This window comes from Kitasatospora sp. NPDC051170 (assembly GCF_044455705.1).
GTDB lineage: Bacteria > Actinomycetota > Actinomycetes > Streptomycetales > Streptomycetaceae > Kitasatospora.
The window spans coordinates 38,477-63,910 of the sequence record NZ_JBITFA010000010.1 but is presented as its reverse complement, the minus strand read 5'-3'; the positions used below and the strand labels follow the sequence as shown (position 1 = coordinate 63,910).

Annotated in this window: 29 protein-coding genes; 16 read left to right on the top strand and 13 right to left on the bottom strand. The window is 74.0% G+C overall.

Going from position 1 to position 25,434, the window contains the following annotated elements:
- Nucleotides 1-31: 31 nt before the first annotated feature.
- Nucleotides 32-1,507, bottom strand: a complete 1,476-nt coding sequence (locus ACIBCA_RS21365) for an MFS transporter (protein WP_396284732.1) — start codon at nucleotides 1,505-1,507, stop codon at nucleotides 32-34.
- A gap of 115 nt (nucleotides 1,508-1,622) precedes the next feature.
- Between ACIBCA_RS21365 and ACIBCA_RS21360 the strand changes: the two genes are divergently transcribed.
- Nucleotides 1,623-2,057 (top strand): winged helix-turn-helix transcriptional regulator, encoded by a 435-nt coding sequence (locus ACIBCA_RS21360; RefSeq protein ID WP_396284521.1) that lies wholly within the window; start codon nucleotides 1,623-1,625, stop codon nucleotides 2,055-2,057.
- A 38-nt stretch (nucleotides 2,058-2,095) separates the two neighbouring features.
- Here ACIBCA_RS21360 and ACIBCA_RS21355 read toward each other — a convergent pair whose 3' ends face one another.
- A complete protein-coding gene (locus ACIBCA_RS21355) occupies nucleotides 2,096-2,737 on the bottom strand; it encodes an FMN reductase (RefSeq protein WP_396284520.1) in 642 nt (213 codons plus the stop codon).
- On the bottom strand, nucleotides 2,734-3,846 hold the full coding sequence (locus ACIBCA_RS21350; protein ID WP_396284519.1) for an LLM class flavin-dependent oxidoreductase: 1,113 nt from the start codon (nucleotides 3,844-3,846) through the stop codon (nucleotides 2,734-2,736). Before ACIBCA_RS21350 ends, ACIBCA_RS21355 begins: the two co-directional genes overlap by 4 nt.
- A gap of 145 nt (nucleotides 3,847-3,991) precedes the next feature.
- On the opposite strand from ACIBCA_RS21350, the gene ACIBCA_RS21345 reads away from it, so the two are divergent.
- Nucleotides 3,992-4,771: a PP2C family protein-serine/threonine phosphatase gene (locus ACIBCA_RS21345; protein ID WP_396284518.1), complete on the top strand. Its 780-nt coding sequence runs from the start codon at nucleotides 3,992-3,994 to the stop codon at nucleotides 4,769-4,771.
- Between the two features lie 127 nt (nucleotides 4,772-4,898).
- Here ACIBCA_RS21345 and ACIBCA_RS21340 read toward each other — a convergent pair whose 3' ends face one another.
- The gene (locus tag ACIBCA_RS21340; RefSeq protein WP_396284517.1) at nucleotides 4,899-5,423 is read right to left on the bottom strand and encodes a DoxX family protein; all 525 of its coding nucleotides are present in this window, start codon (nucleotides 5,421-5,423) and stop codon (nucleotides 4,899-4,901) included.
- Nucleotides 5,424-5,614: 191 nt separating this feature from the next.
- Between ACIBCA_RS21340 and ACIBCA_RS21335 the strand changes: the two genes are divergently transcribed.
- Together ACIBCA_RS21335 and ACIBCA_RS21330 are read left to right on the top strand one after the other, a co-directional pair.
- Nucleotides 5,615-6,202 (top strand): TIGR03086 family metal-binding protein, encoded by a 588-nt coding sequence (locus tag ACIBCA_RS21335; RefSeq protein WP_396284516.1) that lies wholly within the window; start codon nucleotides 5,615-5,617, stop codon nucleotides 6,200-6,202.
- A 127-nt stretch (nucleotides 6,203-6,329) separates the two neighbouring features.
- Complete coding sequence (locus tag ACIBCA_RS21330; protein WP_396284515.1) at nucleotides 6,330-6,779, top strand: hemerythrin domain-containing protein; 450 nt, start codon at nucleotides 6,330-6,332, stop codon at nucleotides 6,777-6,779.
- Nucleotides 6,780-6,792: 13 nt separating this feature from the next.
- Here ACIBCA_RS21330 and ACIBCA_RS21325 read toward each other — a convergent pair whose 3' ends face one another.
- Both ACIBCA_RS21325 and ACIBCA_RS21320 read right to left on the bottom strand, forming a co-directional pair.
- Nucleotides 6,793-7,515 carry a VOC family protein gene (locus tag ACIBCA_RS21325; protein WP_396284731.1) on the bottom strand — a complete coding sequence of 241 codons (723 nt, stop codon included), beginning with the start codon at nucleotides 7,513-7,515 and terminating at the stop codon, nucleotides 6,793-6,795.
- A gap of 171 nt (nucleotides 7,516-7,686) precedes the next feature.
- On the bottom strand, nucleotides 7,687-8,277 hold the full coding sequence (locus ACIBCA_RS21320; RefSeq protein WP_396284514.1) for a Uma2 family endonuclease: 591 nt from the start codon (nucleotides 8,275-8,277) through the stop codon (nucleotides 7,687-7,689).
- Between the two features lie 161 nt (nucleotides 8,278-8,438).
- Here ACIBCA_RS21320 and ACIBCA_RS21315 point away from each other — a divergent pair, with 161 nt between their 5' ends.
- The 3 genes from ACIBCA_RS21315 (at nucleotide 8,439) to ACIBCA_RS21305 (ending at nucleotide 11,434) form a co-directional block, all read left to right on the top strand.
- Nucleotides 8,439-9,122: a TetR/AcrR family transcriptional regulator gene (locus ACIBCA_RS21315; protein ID WP_396284513.1), complete on the top strand. Its 684-nt coding sequence runs from the start codon at nucleotides 8,439-8,441 to the stop codon at nucleotides 9,120-9,122.
- Between the two features lie 154 nt (nucleotides 9,123-9,276).
- Nucleotides 9,277-10,794, top strand: coding sequence for an MFS transporter (locus ACIBCA_RS21310; RefSeq protein WP_396284512.1), 1,518 nt, complete (start codon nucleotides 9,277-9,279; stop codon nucleotides 10,792-10,794).
- Between the two features lie 169 nt (nucleotides 10,795-10,963).
- Nucleotides 10,964-11,434, top strand: coding sequence for a PPOX class F420-dependent oxidoreductase (locus ACIBCA_RS21305; RefSeq protein WP_396284511.1), 471 nt, complete (start codon nucleotides 10,964-10,966; stop codon nucleotides 11,432-11,434).
- A gap of 45 nt (nucleotides 11,435-11,479) precedes the next feature.
- On the opposite strand, the gene ACIBCA_RS21300 is transcribed toward ACIBCA_RS21305, so the two are convergent.
- Complete coding sequence (locus tag ACIBCA_RS21300; RefSeq protein WP_396284510.1) at nucleotides 11,480-11,749, bottom strand: DUF1876 domain-containing protein; 270 nt, start codon at nucleotides 11,747-11,749, stop codon at nucleotides 11,480-11,482.
- Nucleotides 11,750-11,869: 120 nt separating this feature from the next.
- Here ACIBCA_RS21300 and ACIBCA_RS21295 point away from each other — a divergent pair, with 120 nt between their 5' ends.
- Both ACIBCA_RS21295 and ACIBCA_RS21290 read left to right on the top strand, forming a co-directional pair.
- A complete protein-coding gene (locus tag ACIBCA_RS21295; RefSeq protein WP_396284509.1) occupies nucleotides 11,870-12,370 on the top strand; it encodes a hypothetical protein in 501 nt (166 codons plus the stop codon).
- Nucleotides 12,367-13,068 carry a hypothetical protein gene (locus ACIBCA_RS21290; RefSeq protein ID WP_396284508.1) on the top strand — a complete coding sequence of 234 codons (702 nt, stop codon included), beginning with the start codon at nucleotides 12,367-12,369 and terminating at the stop codon, nucleotides 13,066-13,068. The genes ACIBCA_RS21295 and ACIBCA_RS21290 overlap by 4 nt, the downstream gene beginning before the upstream one ends.
- A 3-nt stretch (nucleotides 13,069-13,071) precedes the next feature.
- On the opposite strand, the gene ACIBCA_RS21285 is transcribed toward ACIBCA_RS21290, so the two are convergent.
- The 3 genes from ACIBCA_RS21285 to ACIBCA_RS21275 all read right to left on the bottom strand — a co-directional run bounded on the left by ACIBCA_RS21285 (nucleotide 13,072) and on the right by ACIBCA_RS21275 (nucleotide 15,009).
- Nucleotides 13,072-13,755 carry a zf-HC2 domain-containing protein gene (locus ACIBCA_RS21285; protein ID WP_396284507.1) on the bottom strand — a complete coding sequence of 228 codons (684 nt, stop codon included), beginning with the start codon at nucleotides 13,753-13,755 and terminating at the stop codon, nucleotides 13,072-13,074.
- A complete protein-coding gene (locus tag ACIBCA_RS21280; RefSeq protein ID WP_396284506.1) occupies nucleotides 13,752-14,306 on the bottom strand; it encodes a sigma-70 family RNA polymerase sigma factor in 555 nt (184 codons plus the stop codon). Before ACIBCA_RS21280 ends, ACIBCA_RS21285 begins: the two co-directional genes overlap by 4 nt.
- Nucleotides 14,307-14,379: 73 nt before the next feature.
- Nucleotides 14,380-15,009: a hypothetical protein gene (locus ACIBCA_RS21275; RefSeq protein ID WP_396284505.1), complete on the bottom strand. Its 630-nt coding sequence runs from the start codon at nucleotides 15,007-15,009 to the stop codon at nucleotides 14,380-14,382.
- Between the two features lie 163 nt (nucleotides 15,010-15,172).
- Between ACIBCA_RS21275 and ACIBCA_RS21270 the strand changes: the two genes are divergently transcribed.
- The 5 genes from ACIBCA_RS21270 (at nucleotide 15,173) to ACIBCA_RS21250 (ending at nucleotide 20,270) form a co-directional block, all read left to right on the top strand.
- Complete coding sequence (locus ACIBCA_RS21270; protein ID WP_396284504.1) at nucleotides 15,173-15,565, top strand: thioredoxin family protein; 393 nt, start codon at nucleotides 15,173-15,175, stop codon at nucleotides 15,563-15,565.
- Between the two features lie 156 nt (nucleotides 15,566-15,721).
- Nucleotides 15,722-16,468 (top strand): alpha/beta fold hydrolase, encoded by a 747-nt coding sequence (locus ACIBCA_RS21265; RefSeq protein ID WP_396284503.1) that lies wholly within the window; start codon nucleotides 15,722-15,724, stop codon nucleotides 16,466-16,468.
- Nucleotides 16,469-16,613: 145 nt separating this feature from the next.
- A complete protein-coding gene (locus ACIBCA_RS21260) occupies nucleotides 16,614-18,056 on the top strand; it encodes a dihydrolipoyl dehydrogenase family protein (RefSeq protein ID WP_396284502.1) in 1,443 nt (480 codons plus the stop codon).
- A 208-nt stretch (nucleotides 18,057-18,264) separates the two neighbouring features.
- Nucleotides 18,265-19,359, top strand: a complete 1,095-nt coding sequence (locus tag ACIBCA_RS21255; protein ID WP_396284501.1) for a WD40/YVTN/BNR-like repeat-containing protein — start codon at nucleotides 18,265-18,267, stop codon at nucleotides 19,357-19,359.
- Between the two features lie 143 nt (nucleotides 19,360-19,502).
- Entirely contained in the window at nucleotides 19,503-20,270 is a 768-nt protein-coding gene (locus tag ACIBCA_RS21250; protein ID WP_396284500.1) for a GNAT family N-acetyltransferase, read from the top strand.
- Nucleotides 20,271-20,282: 12 nt separating this feature from the next.
- Here ACIBCA_RS21250 and ACIBCA_RS21245 read toward each other — a convergent pair whose 3' ends face one another.
- Nucleotides 20,283-21,158 (bottom strand): EamA family transporter, encoded by an 876-nt coding sequence (locus ACIBCA_RS21245; RefSeq protein ID WP_396284499.1) that lies wholly within the window; start codon nucleotides 21,156-21,158, stop codon nucleotides 20,283-20,285.
- A gap of 76 nt (nucleotides 21,159-21,234) precedes the next feature.
- On the opposite strand from ACIBCA_RS21245, the gene ACIBCA_RS21240 reads away from it, so the two are divergent.
- Nucleotides 21,235-22,101, top strand: a complete 867-nt coding sequence (locus ACIBCA_RS21240) for a MurR/RpiR family transcriptional regulator (RefSeq protein ID WP_396284498.1) — start codon at nucleotides 21,235-21,237, stop codon at nucleotides 22,099-22,101.
- Between the two features lie 8 nt (nucleotides 22,102-22,109).
- Here ACIBCA_RS21240 and ACIBCA_RS21235 read toward each other — a convergent pair whose 3' ends face one another.
- A complete protein-coding gene (locus ACIBCA_RS21235) occupies nucleotides 22,110-23,087 on the bottom strand; it encodes a DUF4436 family protein (protein ID WP_396284497.1) in 978 nt (325 codons plus the stop codon).
- Between the two features lie 142 nt (nucleotides 23,088-23,229).
- On the opposite strand from ACIBCA_RS21235, the gene ACIBCA_RS21230 reads away from it, so the two are divergent.
- Nucleotides 23,230-24,267 (top strand): LacI family DNA-binding transcriptional regulator, encoded by a 1,038-nt coding sequence (locus ACIBCA_RS21230; RefSeq protein ID WP_396284496.1) that lies wholly within the window; start codon nucleotides 23,230-23,232, stop codon nucleotides 24,265-24,267.
- Between the two features lie 10 nt (nucleotides 24,268-24,277).
- Here the strand turns inward: ACIBCA_RS21230 and ACIBCA_RS21225 are convergent, their stop codons facing one another.
- Entirely contained in the window at nucleotides 24,278-25,315 is a 1,038-nt protein-coding gene (locus ACIBCA_RS21225) for a sphingomyelin phosphodiesterase (RefSeq protein ID WP_396284495.1), read from the bottom strand.
- Nucleotides 25,316-25,434: the final 119 nt, after the last annotated feature.

Genomic DNA, 25,434 nt, shown 5'->3' with positions numbered 1-25,434 from the left:
CATTCCCCGGCAGGGCCGTCCGGGTGAGCCCTCAGACGCGCCGGCCCGTCCGTCCCAGGCCCGTGGCGGTCACCACCGCTCCCAGCACCGCCGCGGCCACCGGCACCACCAGCGCCGCCCGGAAGCCCTCCAGGGTGCTCGCCCCCGAGCCGAGCGCGGTGGCGTACACCGTCGTCACCACCGACAGGCCCAGCGCCGCGCCGAACTGGAAGGCGGTGTTGAGCAGCCCGCCCGCCAGCCCCTGCTCCCCCGCCGCTATGCCCTCGGTGCCCGCGATCGTCAGCGGCCCGTACGCGAGCGCGAAGGCGAGCCCGGTGAGCAGCATCGTCGGGAACATCATCGGGTACGTCCAGTCGGCGCCCAGCGGCAGGAAGAGCGCGTACGAGACGGCGGCGACCAGGAAGCCCCCGAGGATCACCCGGACGTTGCCGAAACGCTCCACCAGCTTCGGGGTGAGGGTCGGCGCGAGCACCACGTCCCCGCCGACCACGAGCAGCGCCAGGCCCGTCTGCAGCGGGGACCAGCCGCGCAGGTCCTGGAGGTAGAGGGTGACGACGAACTGGAAGCCGAAGTACGAGCCGAGGAACAGCATCGCCCCCAGGTTGGCCCGCACCAGCGGCCCGGAACGCAGGATGCCCAGGCGCACCAGCGGCGAGGCCGAGCGCCGTTCGATCACCACGAAGGCCGCCAGCAGCGCCAGCCCTCCGGCCAGGACGGCGGCGGTCGGGCCGGGCTCCGCGCCCGGCTCGCCGGCGCGGACCACGCCGTACACCAGCAGCAGCACGGCCCCGGTCACGGTGACGGCCCCGGCCACGTCGAAGCGCCCGCCGCGCGCCCGCGAGGGGGCCGCCTCACGCGGGATCAGCGGGACGGCCGCCGCCAGCAGGGCGGCCGCGAGCAGCACCGGGGCGAAGAACACCCACCGCCAGCTGACCGCCGTCAGCAGGCCCCCGACCACCAGCCCCAGCGAGAAGCCCGCGGCGGACGTACTGACGTAGACCAGCAGCGCCCGGTTGCGCGCCGGACCCTCGGCGAAGGTGGTGGTGATGATCGACAGCCCGGCCGGGGTCATGAAGGCCGCCGACAGGCCCGTGACGAACCGGGCCAGGACCAGCACCCAGCCGTCGGTGGCCAGCCCGCCGAGGCCGGAGAAGAGCACGAAGACCGTCAGCCAGAACAGGAACATCCGGCGCCGGCCCAGCAGGTCGGCCGTTCGGCCGCCGAGCAGCATGAAGCCGCCGTAGCCGAGCGCGTAGGCGCTGATGACCCAGGACAGGGCGCCGGTGGACATGCCCAGGTCGGCGCGGATGGAGGGCAGGGCCACGTTGAGCATCGCGACGTCGATGCCCTCCAGGAAGATCGCGCCGGAGAGCACGGCCAGCACGGCGGCGGCGCGGCCGCCGAGGCGGCGGCCCGGGTCCGGTGTGGATTCCGGGCTGTTTCCGGGCAGGGTGTTTTCGGGCAGTGGGTCTTCGGGCAGGCTGTTTTCGGGCAGGGCTGATGACACGGACACCGGACGGCTCCTCGGGGCGACGGGGGGGTGGCGAGGGCCCCGGCGGTTCTCTTCCGTCCGGTCGGTTCCCTCTTGTAACCACCACCATCCTGAGGCAGCATCAGGAAGCGTGGAAGAAGGCACTTCGAAGGAACCGACGCACTGTGCGGGTACCGCGGACGGGTGCGACGACTACGACGTGTTCCAGTGGGACGTGCGCGAGGACTGCGACGTGCGGCGGATCCTCGACCGGATCGCCGACAAGTGGTCGCTGCTGGTGATCGCCCTGCTGGACCGGCAGTCGCTGCGCTTCACCGAGCTGCGCCGGGCGATCGACGGGGTCAGCCAGCGGATGCTCACCGTCACCCTGCGCCAGCTGGAGCGGGACGGCATGGTCGAGCGGACCGTCCACCCGGTGGTGCCGCCCCGGGTGGACTACGCGCTGACGCCGCTCGGGCGCACGCTGCACGCCACCATCCAGTCGCTGGTCACCTGGACGGAGACGCACCAACGCGAGATCGCGGCCGCCCGGGCGGCGTACGACGCCCGGGCGGCCGCGATGTGAGTCGGCCTACGGTTCTGCGGTTCAGGCCCTCAGCCTGTTCAGACCCTCAGCGCCGCCAGCTGCTCGGCGAACGGCACCACCTGCGGCACCGTCTGCTGGGGCACGGCCACCGCCGGGGCCGCCGGGGTGCGGCCGGCCAGCAGCGCCGTCAGGTCCCCCGCCGCCCGGTCGATCCGGCGCGGCAGGTCCTCGGAGAGCCCGTCGCCCTTCGCGCCCCAGTCGTCGGTGGCCGCGTAGACGGCCGTCGGCAGCACCACCGCGCGCAGGTAGGCGAACATCGGGCGGACGGCGTGCTCCAGCGCCAGCGAGTGCCGGGGCGTACCGCCGGTGGCCGCGATCAGCACCGGCTTGCCGGCCAGCGCGTCGTGGTCGATCACGTCGAAGAACGACTTGAACAGGCCGCTGTACGAGGCGGTGAAGATCGGCGTCACCGCGATCAGCGCGTCCGCCTCCGTGACCGCCTCGACGGCCCCGCGCAGGGCGGCGCCGGGGAAGCCGGTGACGAGGTTGTTGGCGATCTCCACGGCGAGGTCCCGCAGTTCGATCACCGTGACCTCCACCTCCCGCCCGTGCCGGGAGAGTTGGCGCACCGTCGACTCGGCGAGCCGGTCGGCGAGCAGGCGCGTCGAGGACGGCTTGCTCAGGCCGGCGCTCACCACCGTCAGCTTGTACGTGGTCACTTGGCGGCCTCCACCTTCTCCTCGCTGATGGCCTTCTCGTCGCGGGCCGCGACCAGTGCGGCGTGGGTGGGCCCGTCCGGCACCTGCGCCGGGCGGTTCTTCGCGAACTCCTCGCGCAGCACCGGCACGACCTCCTCGCCGAGCAGGTCCAGCTGCTCCAGGACCGTCTTCAGCGGCAGGCCCGCGTGGTCCATCAGGAACAGCTGGCGCTGGTAGTCGCCGAAGGTCTCGCGGAAGGCCAGCGTCTTCTCGATGACCTCCTGCGGGCTGCCCACGGTCAGCGGGGTCTGCTCGGTGAACTCCTCCAGCGAGGGCCCGTGCCCGTACACCGGCGCGTTGTCGAAGTACGGACGGAACTCGCGCACCGCGTCCTGGGAGTTCCTGCGCATGAACACCTGCCCGCCGAGCCCGACGACCGCCTGCTCGGGGGTGCCGTGGCCGTAGTGGGCGTAGCGCTCGCGGTAGAGCTCGATCAGCTTCTGGAAGTGCTCCTTGGGCCAGAAGATGTTGTTCGCGAAGAAGCCGTCGCCGTAGTAGGCGGCCTGCTCGGCGATCTCGGGGCTGCGGATCGAGCCGTGCCAGACGAACGGCGGGACGCCGTCCAGCGGGCGCGGGGTGGAGGTGAAGGACTGCAGCGGGGTACGGAAGCGGCCCTGCCAGTCCACCACGTCCTCGCGCCACAGCTGGTGCAGCAGCGCGTAGTTCTCGATCGCGAGCGGGATGCCCTGGCGGATGTCCTTGCCGAACCACGGGTAGACCGGGCCGGTGTTGCCGCGGCCCATCATGACGTCCACCCGGCCCTCGGCGAGGTGCTGGAGCATCGCGAAGTCCTCGGCGATCTTCACCGGGTCGTTGGTGGTGATCAGCGTGGTCGAGGTGGAGAGGATGATGCGGTCGGTCTGCGCGGCGACGTAGCCGAGCATGGTCGTCGGCGAGGACGGCACGAACGGCGGGTTGTGGTGCTCGCCGGTCGCGAAGACGTCCAGGCCGACCTCCTCGGCCTTGCGCGCGATGGCCACCATCGCCTTGATCCGCTCGTGCTCGCTCGGGGTGCGGCCGGTGGTCGGGTCCTGGGTGACGTCGCCGACGGTGAAGATTCCGAACTGCATGGTGCTCACCACACTCCTGGTCTGCCCGGGGCCCCTCGCCCTGGTTCGTTCAACTTTCAACCACCCTAGCATCCGGGCGGCGGCTTGTATTCCCCCCGCCGACAATGGGAGGAGGACCGACGAAGGGCGGAAGGACGGCGGAGCGATGGCGGCGTACATCGCGGTGAGCGCGCTGAGCCACGAGGGCCTGGTGCGCGAACACAACGAGGACAGCCTGACGGTCGGCCCGTGGACGCTCTGCTCCACCGTGACCGACAACCCGCAGACCCTCCTGTTCCCGCTCGGCCCGCCCTGTGTGGTCGCGGTGGCGGACGGGCTCGGCGGGCACCCCGGCGGCGAGGTCGCCAGCGCGCTGGTCGCCCGGCGGCTCGCGGCGGCGGGCGGCGCGCTCGACGGGGAGGAGGCCGTACGGGCCGAACTCCAGGAGTGCAACCGGGCCGTCTACGCGGCCGCCGCCGGGGAGCCGGAACTGGCCGCGATGGGCACCACCGTCGCCGGGCTGGTGCTGCTGCCCGAGCAGGTGCTCGTCTTCAACGTCGGCGACAGCCGGGTCTACCGCGTCACGGCGGACGGGCTGCGCCGGGTCAGCGTGGACGACAGCCCGCCACTGCCGCCCGGGCGGCGCACCACCTCGGTGGTCACCCAGACCCTCGGCGGCTCGCTCGGGCTCACCTTCGTCGAACCGCACGTACGCGCCGAACCGCTGGCCCCCGGCGACCGGTACCTGGTGTGCAGCGACGGCCTGACGGACCCGGTGCCGGAGGAGGAGCTCGCCGCCCTGCTCGCCCGGCCGCCCGAGGGCGCCGACCGGGCGGACGGAGGCGACCGGTCCGACGGCAAAGCGGCGTTCGAGCTGTGGCGGGCGGCGATCGAGGCGGGCGGGCCGGACAACATCACGCTGGCGCTGGTGCGGATCGGGGCGTGAGAACGGCGGCGGCCCTGGAAACGGCCGTGGGAGTGGCGCCGACGTCTCCGTCGGCGCCACTCCCACGGTGGGACTACGTCCGTAGTGGCACTACATCCGTAGTCGCCGGCCGTACCACCCGGAGGGGTTACTTGCGCAGCAGCAGGATGACCCCGGCCGTCGCCAGGCCCACCAGCACCGCGGCCACGCCGTATGCCAGTCGGTGCGCGCGCACCACGGGCAGGAAGCGGTCCACGGCGTAGCGGCCGGGGCCCGTCAGGGCGAGAGCGGCGGCACCGGCCGTCAGCAGGTACTCGTACTCGCCGCCCTTGGGGGCGAAGAAGCCGCCGCCCCAGGTGACGGCGATCGCGTTGACCATGGTGCCGACGATCGCGGCGCCGGCCAGCGGGGTCAGCAGGCCCACGGCGAGGGCGAGGCCGCCGAGGGTCTCGGTGAGGCCCGCGACCACGGCCATCGCATTGCCGGCCGGGTAGCCGCTCATGGTGAAGAACTGGCCGGTGCCGTCGATCCCGCCACCGCCGAACCAGCCGAACAGCTTCTGGCTGCCGTGGGCGGCCATGGTCAGGCCGAGGACGAGGCGCAGGAGCAGGAGTCCGGCGTCGTAGGCGTGCGGGGAGGTGGGGGCGGTCGTGCGCGGGCTGCTGCTCGGCATGCGCGTCTCCATCGATCGGGGTCATCGGTCGTCAACAGGGGGTTCGCGGGTTGTTCAAATTTGAACCTGCCGCTCCCTGACCGTACCCCGAAGTTCAAATTGGAACAACTGACGGGTTTCGAGGAGCCCCGGGGCTCCCGGGACTCCTGGGCGAGTAGCGGCCCGCGCCGGGGGCGGGGCAGGGTGGAGGCATGACCCGACACCGGCAGGACCCGGACGCGACGGCCCCCTACGCCGAGGCGCTGGCCGCCTTCGGCGAGCGCGTCCGGCTGGTCACCCCCGAACAGTGGGACTCCCCCACCCCGTGCGCCGACTGGTCCGTCCGCGACCTCGTCAACCACCTCACCGGCGAGCAGCTCTGGGTGCCCGAGCTGCTGATGGGCTCCACCATCGCCGAGGTCGGCGGGCGCTTCGACGGCGACGTCCTCGGCGAGGACCCGGTCGCCGCCTGGACGGACGCCGCCACCGCCGCCGAGCGCGCCTTCGCCGTCCCCGGCGCCACCGACCTGACCGTCCACCTCTCCTTCGGGGACGTCTCCGGGCGCTACTACCTGGACCAGCTCACCACCGACCTGGTCATCCACAGCTGGGACCTCGCCGAGGGCATCGGCCACCTCACCCGGCTCCCGGCACGCCTCGTCGACTTCGCCCTGGAGCAGATGGGCGGCTACGGCGACCTGTCCGGCAGCGGCCTCTTCGACCCGCCGGTGCCCGTCCCGGCCGACGCCCCCGCCCAGACCCGGCTCCTCGCCGTCGCCGGGCGACGCGACCGGGGCTGATCGGTCTCCCACCCCCCGCCTCCCGGGTGTACGGGCGCGCGGCGCCGGATACTGGACAGTACGGGGGCCACCGGTCGTCGGCGGCTCCCGGTGACCCAGTGGGGACCGCGCGAAAGGCGGGAGCGCCATGAGCCGCAGGCCGGACATCCTCGGCGAGTTCGCCGCCGACCACCGGGAGCTCCTCGAACTGCTGGACCGCATCGAGGCGGCGCCCCCGGGCTCCGCCGAGCGCGGTGACCTGCTGGCGCGGCTCACCGACCTGCTCTTCACCCACTGCGCAGCCGAGGAGGAGCACCTGTTCCCGGTGGTGCAGCACGACGTCCCCGGCGGCGGGGCGCTGGTGTTCAGCAGCATCCACGACCACCTGGCGATCGGGCAGTACCTCTCCGACCTCCAGGGCGTGCAGCCCGACGACCCCGCCTTCGCCACCCTGCTGCGCGGCCTCGCCGACACCCTGCGCCGGCACCTGGCCGGGGAGGAGAAGGCCCTCTTCCCCGCCGCCCGCAAGGCCCTCCCGGCAGCCGCCCGGGCGGAGCTCGGCGACCGGCTGCGGCAGGCCCGGGCGGAGCTGGGCTAGCGACCCCGGTTCCTCAACTCTTGGCGCTGATCACCGCGAAGCGCCCGCCCTCGCGGTCCCGCAGACGCGCGACCCGCCCGTACGGGGAGTCGAAGGCGGGGCCGAACGCCGCACCGCCCAGCTCCACGGCCCGGGCGAGGGCGCGGTCGGCGTCCGGGACGGCGAAGGACACCTCCCAGTGCGGCGGCAGTCCGCTCGGGGCCTGCGACTCCTCCTTGGCCAGCGCCGCGACGCTGTGGCCCTCGGCGCGCAGCACCACCCGGTCGTGCTCCCAGCGGACGTCGAAGCGCTCCGGATCCCGGCCGTCCCAGCGGAACACCTCCCCGTAGAAGAGGGCCGCCGCGAACGGGTCCGGGGTGCGCAGCTCGATCCAGACCGGAGCGCCGGGCAGGTCGAGCCTGCGGGCGCGCCCGAGCGGGCCCTCCCAGATGCCGAACACCGCGCCCGCCGGGTCCGCGGCGAAGGCGACCCGCCCGGCGTCGAAGCCCAGCGGCCCCACAGCGAGGGTGGCACCGCGCTCGCGCACCGCGTCGGCGGCGGCGTCGGCGCTCTCCGTCCCGAAGTAGCAGGTCCACGCGTAGGGGATCGCCCCGCCCTCCGCCGTCCCCAGCCCGGCCACGGCCTCCCCGCCGGTGACGGCGTGCACGTACGGCCCCAGGCGATCCGGAGCCTGCTCGAACTCCCAGCCCAGCAGCGGCCCGTAGAACTCCTCCGCCCCCACCAGGTCCCGGGTCATCAGGCTCACCCAGCACGGCACCGCCGCCACACACCGCACCCGGGCAGCCATCTCACCGCCGACCATCGCGAACCTCCTCCACCCACCCGGCCACCCCACGGCCCTCCGGCCGCCCGGGACGCCCCCACCCTAGGCGCCCACCCGTACGGCCCCGGGGAAGGCAGGCCGGGCTCAGCGCACCCAGTTCTTCAGCGGCTCGGTGTCGAGCGGGATGCCGACGGGGTCGGGGAGGTGGACGGTCTTGCCGAAGGGAAGGGTCCGGACGGTCTCGTAGCGGACTCCGGCGGGATCGCTGTGGACGACGACCTCGGCGGAGTCGCGGTCGATCAGCAGGTAGAGGGGGATGCCGGTCTCGGCGTAGGCACGGGGCTTCTCGACACGCGCCCGCTGGTCGGCTTCGACCTCGGCGAGGGTGATTTCGACGACCATCAGAACCGCCTCGGCGCCGACCCACGGGCCCAGGCCGACGAACGCCTCGGCGTGCGCGAGGATTCCGTCCGGGTTGGCGCGTCCGTTCCGGGACCGGTGCACCTTGAGGCCGTGGCGGTGCAGAAACAGCTCCGGCCGCGCCTGGAGGCATCGGCGCACCAGCCACTCGACGACGCGGCCATGGTCGCCATCCGATCGCGGCCTGACCGCCAGACGGCCGCCGAGGAACTCGAGCCGGAGGCCCTCGATCGTTCGGAACGCGAGACGTGCGAGTTCCTCGAACTCCTCGGGCAGCATCTGCGGCCGGAGCCGTCTCCCGATATCCGTAGTCATGCCGCGACCGTACGTTATGACCCCGATACTCGGGACATCGGGAAGGGGCAGAGATGTGACGCAGGTCACATGGGTGGGGGAAATTCCGGGGACAGATTCCCCGTTTGTGAGTACGTTGGCAGAAGCGGGGAGAAGTTCCCCGGTATGTTGGAGGAGTCGTCGTGACCACCGTCGCCGCTGGATCGGCCCGTGTTGCGGGGAGTGTGCGTACGCCGAAGCTGCGTGCGGATGCGAGCCGGAACAGGGAGCGGATCGTGCTGGCGGCCCGGGACGTGTTCGTCGAGGACGGTGCGGATGCGCCGTTGGACGAGATCGCGAAGCGGGCGGGGGTCGGCAATGCCACGCTGTACCGGAACTTTCCGGACCGGGCGTCGCTGATCCGCGAGGTGGCGATCCTCGTCAAGAACCGCATTCTGGCGCTCGCCGAGACAGCCACCACGGAGGCTTCGGCCCCCGGCGGGGGCGGTCCGTTCGAGGCTCTTCAGCGGTTCGCGCACGGGGCCGTGGCGGAGAAGGTCGGCGGGCTGTGCGCGCTCTTCACCGGCCATGTCGACCCGAACGACCCCGAGTTGGTCGAGATCCGGGAGCGCCTTCGGGCCGCCGTGTGCGGTCTGATGGACCGCGCCCGGGACGCGGGCGAGATGCGCCCGGACGCCGACCACGGTGACCTGTTCATCGCGATCAGCCAGCTGACCCGGCCGCTGCCGGGCACCACGTGCGGGCTGCTCGACGAGTTCGTCCACCGGCACCTGCAGCTGTTCCTGGACGGTCTGCGGGCGCCCGCCCGCTCGACGCTGCCCGGACGGGCGGCGACCTTCGAGGACTTCCAGCAGTCCAGGCACTGACCACGCAACGACGTAGAGACGCAACCACGTAGAGACGCTAGACCCGACCGGCCGGGCGCACCGATGCGCCGAGGCCATGTTCCGGCACGCCCGGCATCCCGTACGGCGCACCGCCGTTCTCGCACGCACCACGCACCCTGAAGTGAGTACCCCCATGCCCCAGAACGACGCCCTCGCGGCGACGTCGGCCGATCCGAGGCGCTGGAAGGCGCTGATCTTCATCGGCCTCGCCCAGCTGATGGTCGTGCTCGACGCGACCATCGTGAACATCGCCCTGCCCTCCGCCCAGCGCGACCTGGGCATCACGGACGGCAACCGCCAGTGGGTGATCACCGCCTACGCGCTGGCCTTCGGCGGCCTGCTGCTGTTCGGCGGCCGCATCGCCGACCTGTGGGGCCGCAAGCGGACCTTCGTGGTCGGCCTGACCGGCTTCGCCCTCGCCTCCGCCCTCGGCGGCGCCGCGGCCAACACCGCGATGCTGCTCGGCTCCCGCGCCCTGCAGGGCGTCTTCGGTGCCCTGCTCGCCCCGGCCGCGCTCTCGCTGCTCGCGGTGACCTTCACCGAGGCGAAGGAGCGCGCCAAGGCGTTCGGCATCTACGGCGCCATCGCCGGCGGTGGCGGCGCGATAGGCCTGATCCTCGGCGGCGCGCTGACCGAGTACCTGAACTGGCGCTGGACCTTCTTCGTCAACATCCCGTTCGCCGTCGCGGCGATCGCCGGCGCCCTGATGGTGATCCGCGAGCCCTCCGAGGGCCGCAACCGCAACAGGCTGGACGTCCCCGGCGTCGTGCTGGTGACCACGGGCCTGGTCTCCCTCGTGTACGGGTTCACCCGCGCCGAGTCCGACGGCTGGCTGGCCGGCGGCACCCTGGGCCTGTTCGCCGCGGCCGTCGTGCTGCTCGGCGCCTTCGTGGTGGTGGAGAGCCGGGTCAAGGCCCCGCTGCTGCCGCTGCGCGTGGTGCTGGACCGCAACCGCGGCGGGGTGTACCTGTCGCTGGGCCTGGCCGTGATCGGCATGTTCGGCCTGTTCCTGTTCCTGACCTACTACCTGCAGGTCGTGCGCGACTACAGCCCGGTCCTGACCGGTGTGGCCTTCCTGCCGATGGTGGCGGGCATGATCACCGGCTCCACGCAGATCGGCGCCCGGCTGATGACCCGCGTCCCGGCGCGCTACCTGATGGCGCCCGGCTTCCTGACCGCCTCGGTCGGCATGTTCCTGCTGACCCACATCGGCACCGACACCTCGTACCCGGCGCTGATCCTGCCCGGCCTCGTCCTGATGGGCCTCGGCATGGGTACGGCCTTCATGCCGGCGATGAGCCTGGCCACGCACGGCGTCCAGCCGCGCGACGCGGGCGTCGCCTCGGCGATGGTCAACACCTCGCAGCAGGTCGGCGGCGCCATCGGCACCGCGCTGCTCAACACCATCGCGGCCAGCGCCACCACCACCTGGCTGACCTCGCACCACGTCGCTCCCACCGACAAGGCGCTGCAGCTCCAGGGCATGGTGCACGGCTTCACGACCGCGATCTGGGTGTCCTTCGGCATCCTGGTGACCGCCGCCCTGATCGCCTTCACCCTGATCAACGCCGGCCGGCCCGGCGCGAGCAGGGGCGAGGCCTCCGGTGCGGAGACCGTCGAGCACAACGACGTGCCGGTGATGGCGCACTGACCCCTCGAACGGCCCCTCGGGGCTCACTCGGGTGCGAACGCGGCCCGTCCGGTGTCCACGAACGGTGGACACCGGGCGGGCCGCCCGCATTGGCGCCTTCCGCTCTCGATGCGGCGGCCCCGCTCGGCGAGAATGGGAGCACCCGCCGCGATGCCCGAGGGAGGTCGTCGTGCACCGTCGAACGGACCGGCGCCGAACGGACCGGCGCCGAACGGACCAGCTCGCCGACAGCAGATACCTGCTGCTGACCACCTTCTGCGATGACGGCAGCCGCCTGGACTCCTCGCTGTGGGTGGTGGCCGACGGCACCGCGCTCGGCCTGTGGGCACCCGCCCACTCCGGTGAGGCCGAACGCATCCGCCGCCACCCCCGCGTGCTGATCGGCCCCTGCGACGCCCACGGCCGCCCCACCGGCCGCCGCCTCCCGGCCCGCGCCCGGCTCTGCGACGAGGACGACACCGCCCGCTACCGCACCTCGCTGATCAACAAGTACGGCCTGACGGCGCTCTTCCGGCTCGCCCGCAGCCGGATGCGGCTCGGGCTGGCCGGGACGGTCGGCATCCGGGTCACGCTCGACGAGCTGGAGCAGCGGCTCGTCGGGCCGGAGTGGCTGCCGCCGACGACGTACTGCCCGAACTGACCGGGTCGAAAAGGTCGAACAGGTCGACCGGGCGGAGCCGGGAGCTCAGGACAGCGGGTGGGTCGGAACGGGGCTGACCTCCTGGATCTCGCCGTGGGCCTTGGTGAGCAGCTGCGAGGCGAGGTCGTTGAGCGCCCGGGCGCCGGCGATCTCCTCGCCCACCCGCAGCTGCTCCGGGTCGGACGGGTGCCGGCTGCTGTAGCCGTGTGCCCGCACCTCGGTCCCGTCGCCGAGCCTGAGCAGGGCGGCGGCGGTCGTACGCGCGCCCTCCTCGCGGAACTCCATCTCGATGTGCCAACCGACCAGAGTCTGCATGGCGGATCACCTCCATCGGTTACCCCTCCAGAGTGCGCCGCACCCAGGGTGAACACCAGGCCAGTGGCGCGGCCCCGAATCCCGTGGCGGCCCGGCGGGGCCGTCCGGCATCATCGCGGCATGATGCGGATGCAGCCCGTGCTGGAGGTCGGTTCCCCCTCGGGCTTCGCGCTGTGGCCCACGGACACCGGCCGGCCGTACGGCCTTCTGGTGCTGGACGGCCGCACCGGACTTCTGGACGTCGCCACGGCGGTGTGGCAGCTCGCCGAGGCCAACACCGGCGCCGTCTTCGACCCCGGCTGCCGCACGGGCCTGGAGGACCGCCACGAGTGGCTGGACGTGACGGACGGGCCCGGCGAGGGCTGGTTCGGCCACGACCCGGACGCCCGGGCCGAGCGGTTCGGCGCGACGGTGCGGCTGACCCCGGACGCCTCCGTCGAGGGCGGCCCGGTCATCGAGCTGCCCGTCGACGAACTGCGCCGCCCGCTCGCGGCGGCCGAGCAGGGCCTGCGTGACTTCGTCCGCCTGGCCGGGAGTCGGGCGCGGCGCCAGCTCCCCGGGCGGGCCGAGACCCTCACGGCCGCCCTCACCCGGGGGCTGGCCCCGGAGCCCGGCGCGTGACCAGCTTCCTGACCCACCGGGCCCGGGTGCACGACGCCGGGCTTCCGCTGTACCGGCGGCACAGTGCGCTGCGGACCTGTCTGACGGAGTTCGCCCCGTACGGGTTCCGGGCGACCTACCACCACCTGACCGTGAGCGCCGGGATGCCCCGGCGGCTGGAGGCCGACCCGGCGGCGCTGGGGCGGGCGGTGGAGGAGCTGCACGAGGCGCGGGTGCTGTGGCTGGCGCGGGCCGGGGAGTACGACGCGCGGCGGCGGGAGGAGAAGCGGGCCGGGCGGCGGCGGCCTTCGGTGACGCCGTGGTGGCGGGTGCACCCGTGGGACTCGCCGGACGCGGCGTGGCGCTGCGACCCGTTCCTGCACCCGCAGTTGGGCCTGCCCGCGTACGTGCGGCGGCAGAACGCGCTGCTGGACGGCGTGGAGCTGCCGGGGTGCCCGGCGTGCGGGGAGGAGGGGCCGGTGGTGCGGGTGCCGAACGCGCACGGGGGCATCGGGCTGTGCCGGGCGTGCGGGCGGGTGCTGGAGGGGTGCCCGTGCGGGGAACTGCACCGGTTCCGGGCGACGGGGCGGGCGGGTGACGGCGGCTGGGCGGGGCTGTGGCGGCGGCAGCACCGGGCGAAGGAACGCGGGCCGAATCCGCACTGGCCGGTGGAGAGCGGGGCCGTCCGGGTGGGGCGGCTGACGGTGTCCGGGGCGTAGCCGTCAGCTGTGGTTGGTCGGGATGGTGACGAGGACGGTGCCGGTGGGCTGGACGCGGACTTCGAAGTGGTCGATCTGGGCGGGCTGGAGGCCCGTGCCGCCGTCGGTGTGGAGGGTCGGGTAGCCGCCCGGGGGGATGGTCCAGGTGGTGACGGGCTGGGGTTGGCCGGTGGTGGGGACGGCGACGAGGGTGCAGGTCAACGGGCCCTGGACGCCGGCGAGTTGGAGGGTGACGCGGCTGCCCCAGGTGGTGGGGCCGAGGCCGACGGTGGCCTGGGCCCCGGTGGTCGGGTCGGTGGCGGTGAAGCTGTCGGCGAGGGCGACGACTGCGGGGCCGGAGTCGGCGGTGATCACGGCGGCGGTGACGGCGGGGCCGGCGACCAGCATCGCGGTGGCGGCCAGGGCGAGGACCAGGCGCCGTACGCGGCCGCGGCGGCGGACGGCGGTGGCCTCGGCGACGAGGCGGTCGAGCAGGTGTCCGCCGGGGTGGGGGGCGGTGTCGGCCGGGTCCAGGCCGGAGGCCCGGGCGGAGGCGGCGTACTCGGCCAGCAGCGGCTCGACGGGCGAGAGTTCGCGCACCTGCTCGGCGCATTGCGGGCAGGTGGCGAGGTGGTGCTCGAAGGCGGCGCGCTCGGCGGGCTCCAGCAGGCCGAGGACGTACGCACCGGCGTCGACGTGGTCGGTCACGATGTCACTCCCCGTTCCTCCAGCGCGAGCCGCAGCGCGCGCAGCGCGTAGAACACCCGGGACCGGACGGTTCCGGCCGGGATGCCGAGTTCGGTGGCGGCCTCGGCGGCGGTGCGGCCCTTGAGGTAGGTCTCGACGATGATCTCGCGGTGGGCGGGCGTGAGGTCGCCGAGGGCGTCGGTGATGGTCATCATCCGTAGGGCGCGGTCGAGTTCGTCCGCGGCGGGCAGCAGTTCCAGCGGGGCGTCGCCGACCTCGCGGGGGCGGGCGAGGGCGCCGCGGTGGCCGTCGATGACGATCCGGCGGGCGACGGTGACCAGCCAGGGGCGCAGCGAGCCGGCCTGCGGGTCCAGGTGGTGGAGGTTGCGCCAGGCGCGGACCAGGGTCTCCTGGACGACGTCCTCCGCCCGTTGGCGGTCGCCGGCGACCAGGTGTAGCACGAAGCCGAACAGCGGGCCAGCGTGCTCGTGGTACAGGGCGCGCATCAGCTCCTCGTCCGGCGGCCCCGCGCCGTGCGCGGCGGGGCCGCCGGCGGGGTGCTCCTCGGTCACCGTTTCATCGTGGCGCACCTGCGTGCCTCCGTCGAGGACGGGCCGCCGCCGTCGCGGTCAGTGACCATCGCGGTCAGTAACCACTGGTCGGCGGCGAGGTGGGGTTCGCGGGCATCGGGGTGGCCGGCTTCGGGGTAGCCGGCATCGGGTTGGCCGGCATGGGGTTGGTCGTGGCGCCCGCCTTGTCGCCGGTGGGCGTCAGGGCGAACCAGGTGCCCGCGACGCCCTGGCCCTTGGTGTCGCCGGGCTTGGTGTCCGGCGCGTACCGGTAGGCCGGCCAGCCGTTGAGGGTGACCTGCTTGGTGCCGTCGGCGCGGGTGACGCTGCCGACGAGCTTGGAGTCGATGCCCTTGACGGTGACGTTGCCGGTGTCGTGCTCGGCCGGCCAGATCACGGCGCAGCCGCCGTTGCAGTTGGACATGGACGGATTGCTCCGGTCCTGGTCGAAGCGGTAGAGCGTGAAGCCGGCGCTGTCGGTGACGATCGTGCCGAGCTTGGGGTCGTTCGTGGTCTGGAGGGTCGCGCTCGACGGGCTCGACGGGGTCGACGGGTTGGAGGGGCTCGCCGGGGCGCTCGGTGTCGTCGAGGGCGCGGGCTTGCCGTACGAGCCGCCGGACGAGCCGCAGCCCGCGACCAGCGCGGCCACGGCCGCGCCGGAGGCGGCCAGCACGGCGACCCGGCGGGTGCGAGGTGTGGTGCGCATGGGACGCCTCCCGCGATCGGTGGTGGGACGGAGGTGGACGCCCTTCCGTACGGACGGCGGCGCCGAGGTGCTCAACGGCGCGCGGAATACCCCGGCACGGGCCGCCGTTGTCCCGGGCACATGGCCTGAACCGCCGCCCCGCCGGAAGGGAAGGAATCGAGAGATGAGCAGCACGGTCGAACTGACCAAGGAGAACTTCGACGAGATCGTCCCGGGCCCGGAGGGCAAGGACTTCGTCTTCATCGACTTCTGGGCGGGGTGGTGCGGCCCGTGCCGCCAGTTCGCGCCGGTGTACGAGAAGGCCGCCGAGCGCCACCCGGATCTCGTGTTCACCAAGGTGGACACGGAGGCCCAGCAGGAGCTGGCCGCCGCGTTCGGCATCCAGTCGATCCCGACGCTGGCGATCATCCGTGAGGGCGTCCTCGTGTTCTCCCAGGCCGGCGCGCTGCCGGAGGCGGTGTTCGAGGACCTGATCGGCCAGGCCCGGGGGCTGGACATGGCCGAGGTGAAGCGCAAGGTCGCCGAGGAGAAGGCCGGGGACGAGACCCAGGTGTGACGGCCGCAGCGTGACGGCCGTGGTGTGACGACCGTGGTGTGACGGCCGTGGTGTGACGGCGCCGCGAGGGCCCGGGGAGTATCCGCTCCCCGGGCCCTCCCGCGTCCTAGAGTCGGTGGGGACAGCGAACCCGATCGACGACGGGAGTGATCCGCCGTGAGCACGTTCGTACTGGTCCCCGGTTTCTGGCTCGGTGCCTGGGCGTGGGACGGGGTGGCCGCGCCGCTGCGCGCCGCCGGGCACGCGGTGTACCCGGTGAGTCTGCCGGGTTGCGCCGAACGGGCGGGTGAGGTGGGCGAGTTCGGCCTGGAGGCCCAGATCGCCGATCTGGCCGAGCTGCTGGTCCGCGAGGACCTGTGGGACGTGGTGCTGGTCGGCCACAGCGGTGCCTGCGCGCCGGTGGGCGGGCTGGCCGACCGGATGCCCGAGCGCGTCCGCCGTCTGGTCTACCTGGACGCCGGCCCCATCCCCGACGGGGGTTCCATCGCCGACATGTGGCCGCCCGGGTTCCGTGCCCGCGCCGAGGCCTCGGCGGTCGACGGCCGTCTGCCGCTGCCGCCGTGGGAGGAGGTGCTCGCCTCGAACGGCGCCATGCTGGACGGCCTCGACGAGGCGGCGCTCGCCGCCTTCCGGGAGCGCGCCACGCCGCAGCCGCTCGCGGCGGCCGAGGACGCGCTGCGGCTGACGGGCGCGCGGGACGCGCTGGCGCACGGGCTGGTCTGCTGCGCGATCCCGCTGGAGCAGGTGCGCGCGATGATCGCCTCCGGCCACCCGTGGTTCGCCGGGATGGACGGGCCGAACTGGGAGATGCGCGAACTGCCCACCGGGCACTGGCCGATGTTCTCCCGCCCGGCCGACACGGCGGCGGTGCTGGCCGAGTTGGCCGCCCTGTCCCCGGAGTGAACAGCCACTGGTCTCACGCGGCCCGGTTGCGCGTGTTCGGCTGCGCGGACGGGCTCGGGCGGGCAAGGATGGTCGCCACGCCGTCCCCGGTGACAGTGTCCGCACGTGGCGGCCGGGGACATCGAACAACGCGGAGGACCGGGCCATGACCAGCAGCGCCGAGGAGTACGACGTCATCGTCCTGGGGGCCGGGCCGACCGGCGAGAACGTGGCCGACCGTACGGTGGCCGCCGGGCTGAGCACGGTGATCGTGGAGGCCGAGCTCGTCGGCGGCGAGTGCTCGTACTGGGCCTGCATGCCCAGCAAGGCGCTGCTGCGCCCGGCGGCGGCGCTGGACGACGCCCGTGCGGTCGCGGGCAGCCGGGAGGCGGTGGGCGAGCGGAAGCTGGACGCGGCCGCGGTGCTGGCCCGGCGGGACTCGTTCACCTCGCACTGGAAGGACGACGGCCAGGTGGAGTGGCTGCGCGACACCGGCATCGAGCTGGTGCGCGGCCACGGCCGCCTCTCGGGCGTGCGCACCGTCACGGTGGAGACGGAGGACGGTTCGGAGCGGGTGCTGACCGCCCGGCACGCCGTCGCCGTGTGCACCGGCAGCCGTCCGGTGCTGCCCTCCGGGGTGCCGGGCCTGGCGGAGGCGCACCCGTGGACCAACCGGGAGGCCACCGGCTCCCCCGCCGTGCCCGGGCGCCTCGCGGTGGTCGGCGGCGGGGTGGTGGGCGTGGAGATGGCCGCCGCCTGGCAGGCGCTGGGCTCCCAGGTCACGCTGCTGGTGCGCGGCGACGGGCTGCTGCCCCGGATGGAGCCGTTCGCGGGCGAGCTGGTGGCGGAGGGCCTGCGGGAGGCCGGGGTGGACCTGCGGTTCGGCGTCGAGGTGTCCGCGCTGGAGCGGGCGGACGGCTCCGGGCCGGTGACCCTCGCCCTCGGCGACGGGCAGCGGCTCGTGGCCGACGAGGTGCTGTACGCGACGGGCCGGGCGCCGCGCACGGCCGACATCGGGCTGGAGCAGGTGGGCCTGCGGCCGGGCGACTGGCTCGCGGTGGACGACAGCTGCACGGTGGCCGGGGTGGACGGCGGGTGGCTGTACGCGGCCGGGGACGTCAACCACCGGGCGCTGCTGACCCACCAGGGCAAGTACCAGGCCCGGATCACGGGGGCGGCCATCGCCGCGCGTGCCGAGGGGCGTGCGCTGGACACCTCGCGCTGGGGTGCGCACGCCGCGTCCGCGGACGTCGCGGGCGCGCCGCAGGTGGTGTTCACCCGGCCCGAGGTGGCCGCCGTCGGGCTGACCCTGGAGGCCGCCCGGCGGGCCGGGCTGCGGGTGCGGGCGGTGGACCACGAGATCGGCGCCGTCGCCGGGGCCTCCCTGTACGCGGACGGCTACCGGGGCCGGGCCCGGGTGATCTTCGACCAGGACCGCGAGGTGATCGTCGGCGCCTGCCTGGTCGGCCCCGGGGTCGCGGAACTGCTGCACTCGGCGACCGTCGCGGTGGTCGGCGAGGTGCCGATCGACCGGCTCTGGCACGCGGTGCCCGCGTACCCGACGATCAGCGAGGTGTGGCTGCGGCTGCTGGAGGGCTGCCGGGGGTAACGGCGGGGGTGGCGCCGACGGGTGACGCGGACGGGTGACGCGGACGGGTGACGCCGACGGGTGGGCGACCGGTGGGCGACCGGGTTCAAACGGCCCGGCCGGGTGACCGGCGCGGCGAGAGGTGGCCGGGGGTCGACGGCGGGACACTGGCCCTCGGGGGCCGTCCAGGGCGGTCGGGGGCCGTCCGCGCGATCAGGTGGTGTCAGTCATGACCGAGGTGCTGTTGGCAGTCGGGACCGAGAAGGGCCTCTTCCTCGGCCGCAGCGGCGACCGGCTGGCCTGGGAGTTCACCGGCCCGCACTTCCCGATGAACGCGATCTACTCCGTCTCCGTCGACCGCCGCGACGGCCGCACCCGGCTGCTGGTCGGCGCCGACAGCAGCCACTGGGGGCCGTCGGTCTGGCGCTCCGACGACCTCGGCGAGAGCTGGCAGGAGCCGGCCAGCCCGGCCGTGCGCTTCCCCGAGTCCACGGGCGCCTCCCTCACCCGGGTCTGGCAGTTGCAGCCGGCCGGGCCGGAGGCGCCCGGCGTCGTCTACGCGGGCACCGAGCCCGCCGCGCTGTTCCGCTCCACGGACGGCGGGGAGAGCTTCTCCCTCGTCGACTCGCTGTGGAACCACCCGCAGCGCAGCGAGTGGGGCGCCGGCTACGGCGGCCAGGGGCTGCACACGATCCTGACCGACCCGCGCGACCCGCAGCGGCTGCTGGTCGCCGTCTCCAGCGGCGGCGTCTACCGCAGCAAGGACGGCGGCGACACCTGGGAGCCGTCCAACCAGGGCCTGCGCGCCGAGTTCTTCCCCGAGGAGCGGCAGTACCCCGAGTTCGGGCAGTGCGTGCACAAGATCGCCCCGGACCCGGCCCACCCCGACCGGCTCTACCTGCAGAACCACGGCGGCGTCTACCGCAGCGACGACTGGGGGGCGAGCTGGCACTCCATCGTGGACGGGCTGCCCGCCGAGTTCGGCTTCGCCGTCGCCGCGCACCCGCGCCGGGGCGACACCGCGTACCTCTTCCCGCTCGGCGGCTCGGGCGACCGCATCCCGCCCGGCCGCCGCTGCCGGATCTTCCGCACCACCGACGGCGGCGGCAGCTGGCAGCCGCTCGCCCAGGGGCTGCCCGGCGAGGATCACTACGGCATCGTGCTGCGCGACGCGCTGCGCACCGACGACGCCGACCCGGCGGGGATCTACTTCGGCAACCGCACGGGCGAGGTGTACGGCAGCCGCGACGAGGGCGAGAGCTGGCAGCTGCTCAAGTCCCACCTGCCGGACGTGCTCTGCGTCCGGGCGGCGGTGGTGGCCTGACGGGCCGGGCGGGCTGGGCGGGCTGCGCGCGGCAGGGCGGGCGAGGCCGGGTCGGGTCGGGCGACCGAAAACCGTTTGCCCCGAGCGCCTTTCCGTGGTGAGCATGGGCCGCCGACGAAGGATCTACAGGACAGGGGTGGGCCATGGCTGAGCCGGACCGGGTGATCAGGCGCGACGGCGGGGGCGTGCCGGTGCTGAGCTACCTCCCGGGTGTACGGGAGGGCAGGCCCTGGGCGGACCTGCTGGAGGTGGTGGACGGCCGGGCCGAGCACCCGGCGGAGGCGGCGGCGCTCGTCCGGGCCGAGCTGCCCGGCTGGGTGGTCTCCGGCACCCCCGAGCTGGGGCGGGAGCTGGCGGCGCAGGGCGCGACCGTCCTGCGCCACGCCCACACCATGCGGCGTGACCTGCGCGCCGATCCCCCGCCGGCCGCCTGGGCCGGGGCGCCGCTGCGCGAGGGCGTACGGGCGGTGCCCAGCGACCGCGCGCCCGAGGAGCTGCTGGCCGCCTGGCGGGCCGCCTTCGCCCCCGGGCACGTGGACCACTTCCCCGGTGACGACGCCCAGGCCGTGGCCGAGCGGATCGGCCCGCTGCTCGCCGGGAAGGTGATCGGCCCGCTGCTGCCCTCCAGCCTCCTCGCGGTGGACGCCGAGGACCGCGTGATCGCGGGCCTCACGCTCACCGACCGCGACGGCCGCCCATGGGTCGCCGACGTCTTCCGCGACCCCGGGCGCGGCTACCGTGGCCTCGGCGGGGACCTGCTGCGCCTGGCCATCGCCGACCTCGCCGCACGCGGCGGCGAGCACCTGACGCTGGTGGTGACGGAGGGCAACCCGGCCCGCGGGGTCTACGAGCAGCTGGGCTTCGACCTGGTCGAAACCTCGCTGACGGTGATCGTCCCCGAGTCCGCTTAGCATCAACCCCCTTCAAGGCCTGGCGAGTTCGAGCACCGCTATCCCGGCGAGCACGGTGGCGGCCGCGGTCATCCGCAGCCGCCCCAGCCGCTCGCGGAAGACCACGGTGGCGATCAGCGCGGCGATCACGATGCTCGTCTCGCGCAGGGCCGCGATCGAGGCCAGGTTCCCCCGGGACTGCGCCCACACGACCAGGCCGTAGGCCGTCAGCGAGAGCACCCCGCCCAGGACGCCCACCGGTATCAGCGGGCCGACGCCGGTCATCAGCCCGGGGCCGCGCCGCAGGCGCGCGATCAGCGCGACCACCGGGCCCTGGAGCACGAACAGCCAGGCCACGTAACCACCGGGCGTCCCCGCCTGCCGCACGCCGGTGCCGTCCAGCACCGTGTACCCGGCGATCATCACGCCGGTGCCGAGGGCGGCTCCCAGGGCGGGCAGCTGCGCCCGCCCGGGTATGCCCTTCGCGAGGGCCAGCCCGATCAGTCCGCAGCAGATCACCAGCACGCCCAGCAGCTCGCCGACGCCCAGGTGCTGGCCCAGCACGGCCACCGACAGCACCGCCACCAGCAGCGGCGCCGAGCCGCGCGCGATCGGGTACATCTGCCCGAAGTCCCCCAGCTCGTAGGCCCGCAGCAGCAGCACCGTCGACGTCACCTGGACGACCACCGAGGCCAGCAGGTACGGCCAGGCGCCGGCCGCGGGCAGCGGATTGAGCACCGCCAGGACGACGCCGACGGCGGTGTACGTCAGGTTGATCAGCGCGAAGCCGACCATCTTGTCCGGGACGCGGTGCGCCAGGCCGTTCCAGACCGCGTGCAGCACCGCCGCCGTGAGGACGGCCAGCGGCACGGCCGCACCGACCCCGACTCCGGCACCGACTCCGGGCATGACAGGACTCCCCTCCGACAGGGCCCATCGGAATTCCAAATGGGCCTGGAACCGGATTCCACGCTACCCTAGATCCATGGAAGAGCGTTCCGAATTTCTCACGCCGCTGGAATCCGGTCTCGCCGCGCAGATCCGGGCCCGGCTCGGCGAGCTGCGCGGCAGCGAGGCGCGCGTCGCCCAGGTGGTGCTCGACCGCGGCGCCGGCCTGGTGCACCTCAGCGTCAGCGATGTCGCGGAGCTGGCCGGGACGGCCTCCTCCTCCGTCGTCCGGGCCTGTCAGCGGCTCGGTTTCCGCGGCTACCAGGAGCTGAAGATCGCCGCCGCCCGGGCCGCCCCGGCCACCGCGCCCGCCCCGGACGAATCCGGGGACCCGGCCTCCCGGGCGCTCGCCGAGACGCTGCGCACCTCCCGGGCCGCACTGGACGGGCTGACCGCGACCCTCACCCCCGACGACCTGCGGGCCGCCGCCGAGCTGCTGGACGGCGCCTCCCAGGTGGTGCTGGTCGGCATGGGCCTGTCCGGCGCGGTGGTGCTCGACCTCGCCTACCGGCTGCGCGCCCTCGGCCTGCCGGTGGACGCCCCCGGCGACCAGTTCACCGCCCAGCTCGCCGCCTCGGGCCTGCCGCCCACCGGCGTCTGCCTCGCCGTCAGCCACACCGGCGCCACCCGGGCGGTGGTCGACGCCGCCCGCCGGGCCCGCGAGGCCGGCGCCGCCGTCCTCGCCCTGTCCAGCTACGCCCGCTCCCCCCTGACCGAGACCGCCACCCACACCCTGGTCGCCGGCGGCCAGGACCTGGTCTTCGGCCTGGAGACCACCGCCAGCCGCCTCGCCCACCTGGCCGTCGTCGACGCCCTCGCCCAGACCCTGCTCACCCTGCGCGGCCCGAAGGCGGAACGGGCCCTGCGCCTCTCGGAGGAGATCTGCGCGGACCACGCGTACTGACGGGCGTACTACTGGGGATCCCGGTGCCCGCCCTCGATCCGGATGCCGCGCACGACCACCATCGTGAGGCCGACCGCCACCAGCAGCTCCGCCCAGAAGAAGGCCCCGTAGTCCAGCAGCGAGCCGATCGGCGGGCCGCCGGGGGCGGCGTTGCGCAGGCCGACGAGGGCGAACAGGGTGGCCGCCATCCAGCCGAGGGCGGGCCAGAGCAGGCCCCGGCGCTGGCGCACGATCAGCCAGGCGGCGCCCAGGACGGACAGGGCGAGCGCCCACATCGCCGCGATCATGAACCAGGCGAGGATGAAGGTGCTGCGGGAGCGGGTGATCCGTTCGGTGACGGCCACCGCCCCCTCGCCGAGTTCGGCGGGCCCGGGGCTGCGGTTGAAGGCGAAGAACGGGTCGGCCTCCTGCAGCTCGATCACCACCGGGACCTCCCGGCCGCCCGCCGTGGCCTTGAAGCCGATGGTCGCGTGGTAGTGGTCGAAGGGGTAGTCGCTCACCCGCCCGTCGAACAGGTCGAAGGAGACGGCTCCGGCCGCGATCTGCTGCCCGGCGGGGTACCGGAGCGTGCGCTGTTCCAGGGAGGTGGTCCCCAGCTCCACGTCCTGGGCCGGCACCAGCAGGTTCTCCTCCCGGGCGAGCGAGCCCTCGGGCTGGACGAGCACCTTGGTGACCAGCGTCTGCGCGGCCGCGTCCACCCGCTGGAGCACGACGTGCACGGTGACCCGGTCCGGGCCCGGCGCCGTGCCCACCGTCTGGGCCTGGCCCCGGCTGGAGCGCTCGTCCAGGTAGAGCAGCAGCCCCGCGACGACGAGCAGCGCGATCGTCGCCACCACCGCGTAGGCGCGCCACGGCCGGACCCTGGGGTGCGGGGGCGGGGCGGCCGCCGCGCGCGCCCGGGCGTGGATGCGGACGCGGGGCCGGGGGCGCGGGGACCGTGCGGCCGGTGCGGCCGGTGCGGCCCGGCGGTGTGACGGCGAGCTCATCGGACGGCTCCCCACCCTGGGCGGTGGCGGCCACGCTGCCGCCCGTCCGACCACCCTCCGGTCGGCGCGGGCCCGCCCGCAACCGCTGGGGCCCGATCGAGCGGAAAGCCACTGGTCGGGGGTGCTGTGTAGGCTCCCCGTCATGGCAAGGGTGACTCGGGACGATGTGGCACGGCTGGCGGGGACGTCGACCGCGGTCGTCAGCTACGTGATCAACGACGGGCCGCGCCCGGTGGCGGCGGCGACCCGGGAGCGGGTCCTCGCGGCCGTGGCGGAGCTCGGCTACCGGCCCAACCGGGTCGCCCAGGCCATGGCCCGCCGGCGCACCGACCTGCTCGGGATGATCGTTCCGGACGCCCGCCAGCCGTTCTTCGCCGGGCTCGCCCACGCCGTGGAGCAGGCCGCCACCGAGCACGGCCGGCTGCTGCTGATCGGCAACTCCGACTACGCGGACGAGCGTGAGGCCCACTACATCCGCGCCTTCCTGGGCATGCAGGTGGACGGACTGATCCTGGTCACCCAGGACCCGTCCACCCCGGGCCTGAGCGGCTTCGACGCGGTGGACGGCACCCCGGTCGTGCTGCTGCACCACCGCACGGAGAGCCCGAACGGCGTCGCCGTGGTGGCGGACGACGAGGGCGGCGCCCGCGAGGTCGTGCGGCACCTGCTCGGCCACGGGCACACCGGGGTGCACTGCTTCGGCGGCACCTTCTCGCTGAGCCCGCACGACCCGGTGACCTGCCGGACGGCCGGATGGGCCGCCGCGATGGCCGAGGCCGGGCTGGAGACCGAGGGCCGGCTGACCGGGGCGCCGTTCGACCGCGTCCGGGCGCACACCGAGGCGCTGGCGCTGCTGGCCCGCCCCGACCGGCCGTCCGCCGTGTTCTGCGCGACGGACGACCAGGCGATCGGCCTGCTGCGGGCCGCCGACGACCTGGGCATCCGGGTGCCGGAGGACCTGGCGGTGGCGGGCTTCGACGACATCGCCGAGGCGGTGATCGCCGGCCCGTCGCTGACGACCGTCACCACCGCCCAGGACGCGATGGCCCGGGCGGCGGTGGAGCTGGTGCTGGGCGGGGCCGAGCTCCGGGCGGCCGGCGCCCGGACGTTCCCGGCCAAGCCGGTGCTGCGGCGCTCCTGCGGCTGCCCGGCGCCGGACCGGGCGGCCGCCGAAGGCTGAGCCGTGCGGATCAGTTGAGCTGGAAGGTCGCCTCGACCGGGTAGTGGTCGCTGGGCGCCTTGGTGTCCAGCTGGCCCGGGGTCCAGCCGGTCTGCGGGTCGAAGTCGATGGCCACGGTGGACATCGAGGCGGGCACCGGGCGGCCGGGGGCGTTGAGGTAGCCGACGTAGTCGAGGTCGTCCCGGTAGTCCTTCGGGAAGGTCTCGACGCCCGCCATGTACTGGCACCAGGAGGAGACCTGGCAGTCCATGGTGGTGCGGTTCTGCGCGGGGTCGGTGGCGGGGGTGCCGAGGACGCCGTTCACGGCGTTCTGGGCGTTGGCGTAGTCGCCGCGGCTCTGGCCGTGGAAGTACTCGACGTTGAGGTCCCCGCCGATCAGCACGGGCGCGGTGCCGCCGACGACGCCGTCCACCCAGGCGCGGATCTCGGCGAGCTGGCCGAGCCGGGTGGACTGGGTGGTGTCGGTGGAGGTGCCGTCCTCGTCGGCCTGCAGGTGGGTGCCGACGACCCAGGCGGGGGTGCCGTTCTTGGTCACCTTGACCAGCGCCGCGCCCTTGTTGGCGTGGTAGTCCCAGGTGCCGTACGTGGAGTTGGAGAACACGTGCGCGTACTGGGCGCTGATCGGGTACTTCGAGAGGATCATCGTGCCGCCGTTGATGACGAACCACGAGTTGGAGCAGTTGCCGCTGACGCCCGTCCAGCCGCCGCCGGAACAGCTCTGGCCGACGACCGGGGTGCGGTACGGGTAGAGGTCGGCGAGCTTGGCGTTGATGTCGGCGGTCGAGGTGTTGTTGAAGTTCTCGTCCAGGATGACGACGTCGGCGCTGTGCTGACGGATGATCTGCTCGACCACCGGGGTGCGGCGGGCGGCCTGCTCGTTCTGGGTGCTGTCGACGATGGCGGTGCCGAGGTCGACGTTGAATGCGAACACGGACAGCGTGGTGGGGCTCGCGGAGGCGGTTCCGGCGGTGGCCGTCGGGGCGATGGTGCCGAGCAGCAGTGCGGCGGTGACCGTGGCGAGGGCGGTGGCCGTGCGACGCGAGAGCATGGGCGTTCTCCTGGGGAGGGATTCCGTCAGTCCGGAGTGGCCCGACGCCCGTCGGCCGGGCGCCGGGGATCGGCGGAGGAACGCTAGCTACTGCTCGGTACATCGGGAAGAACGCCAGT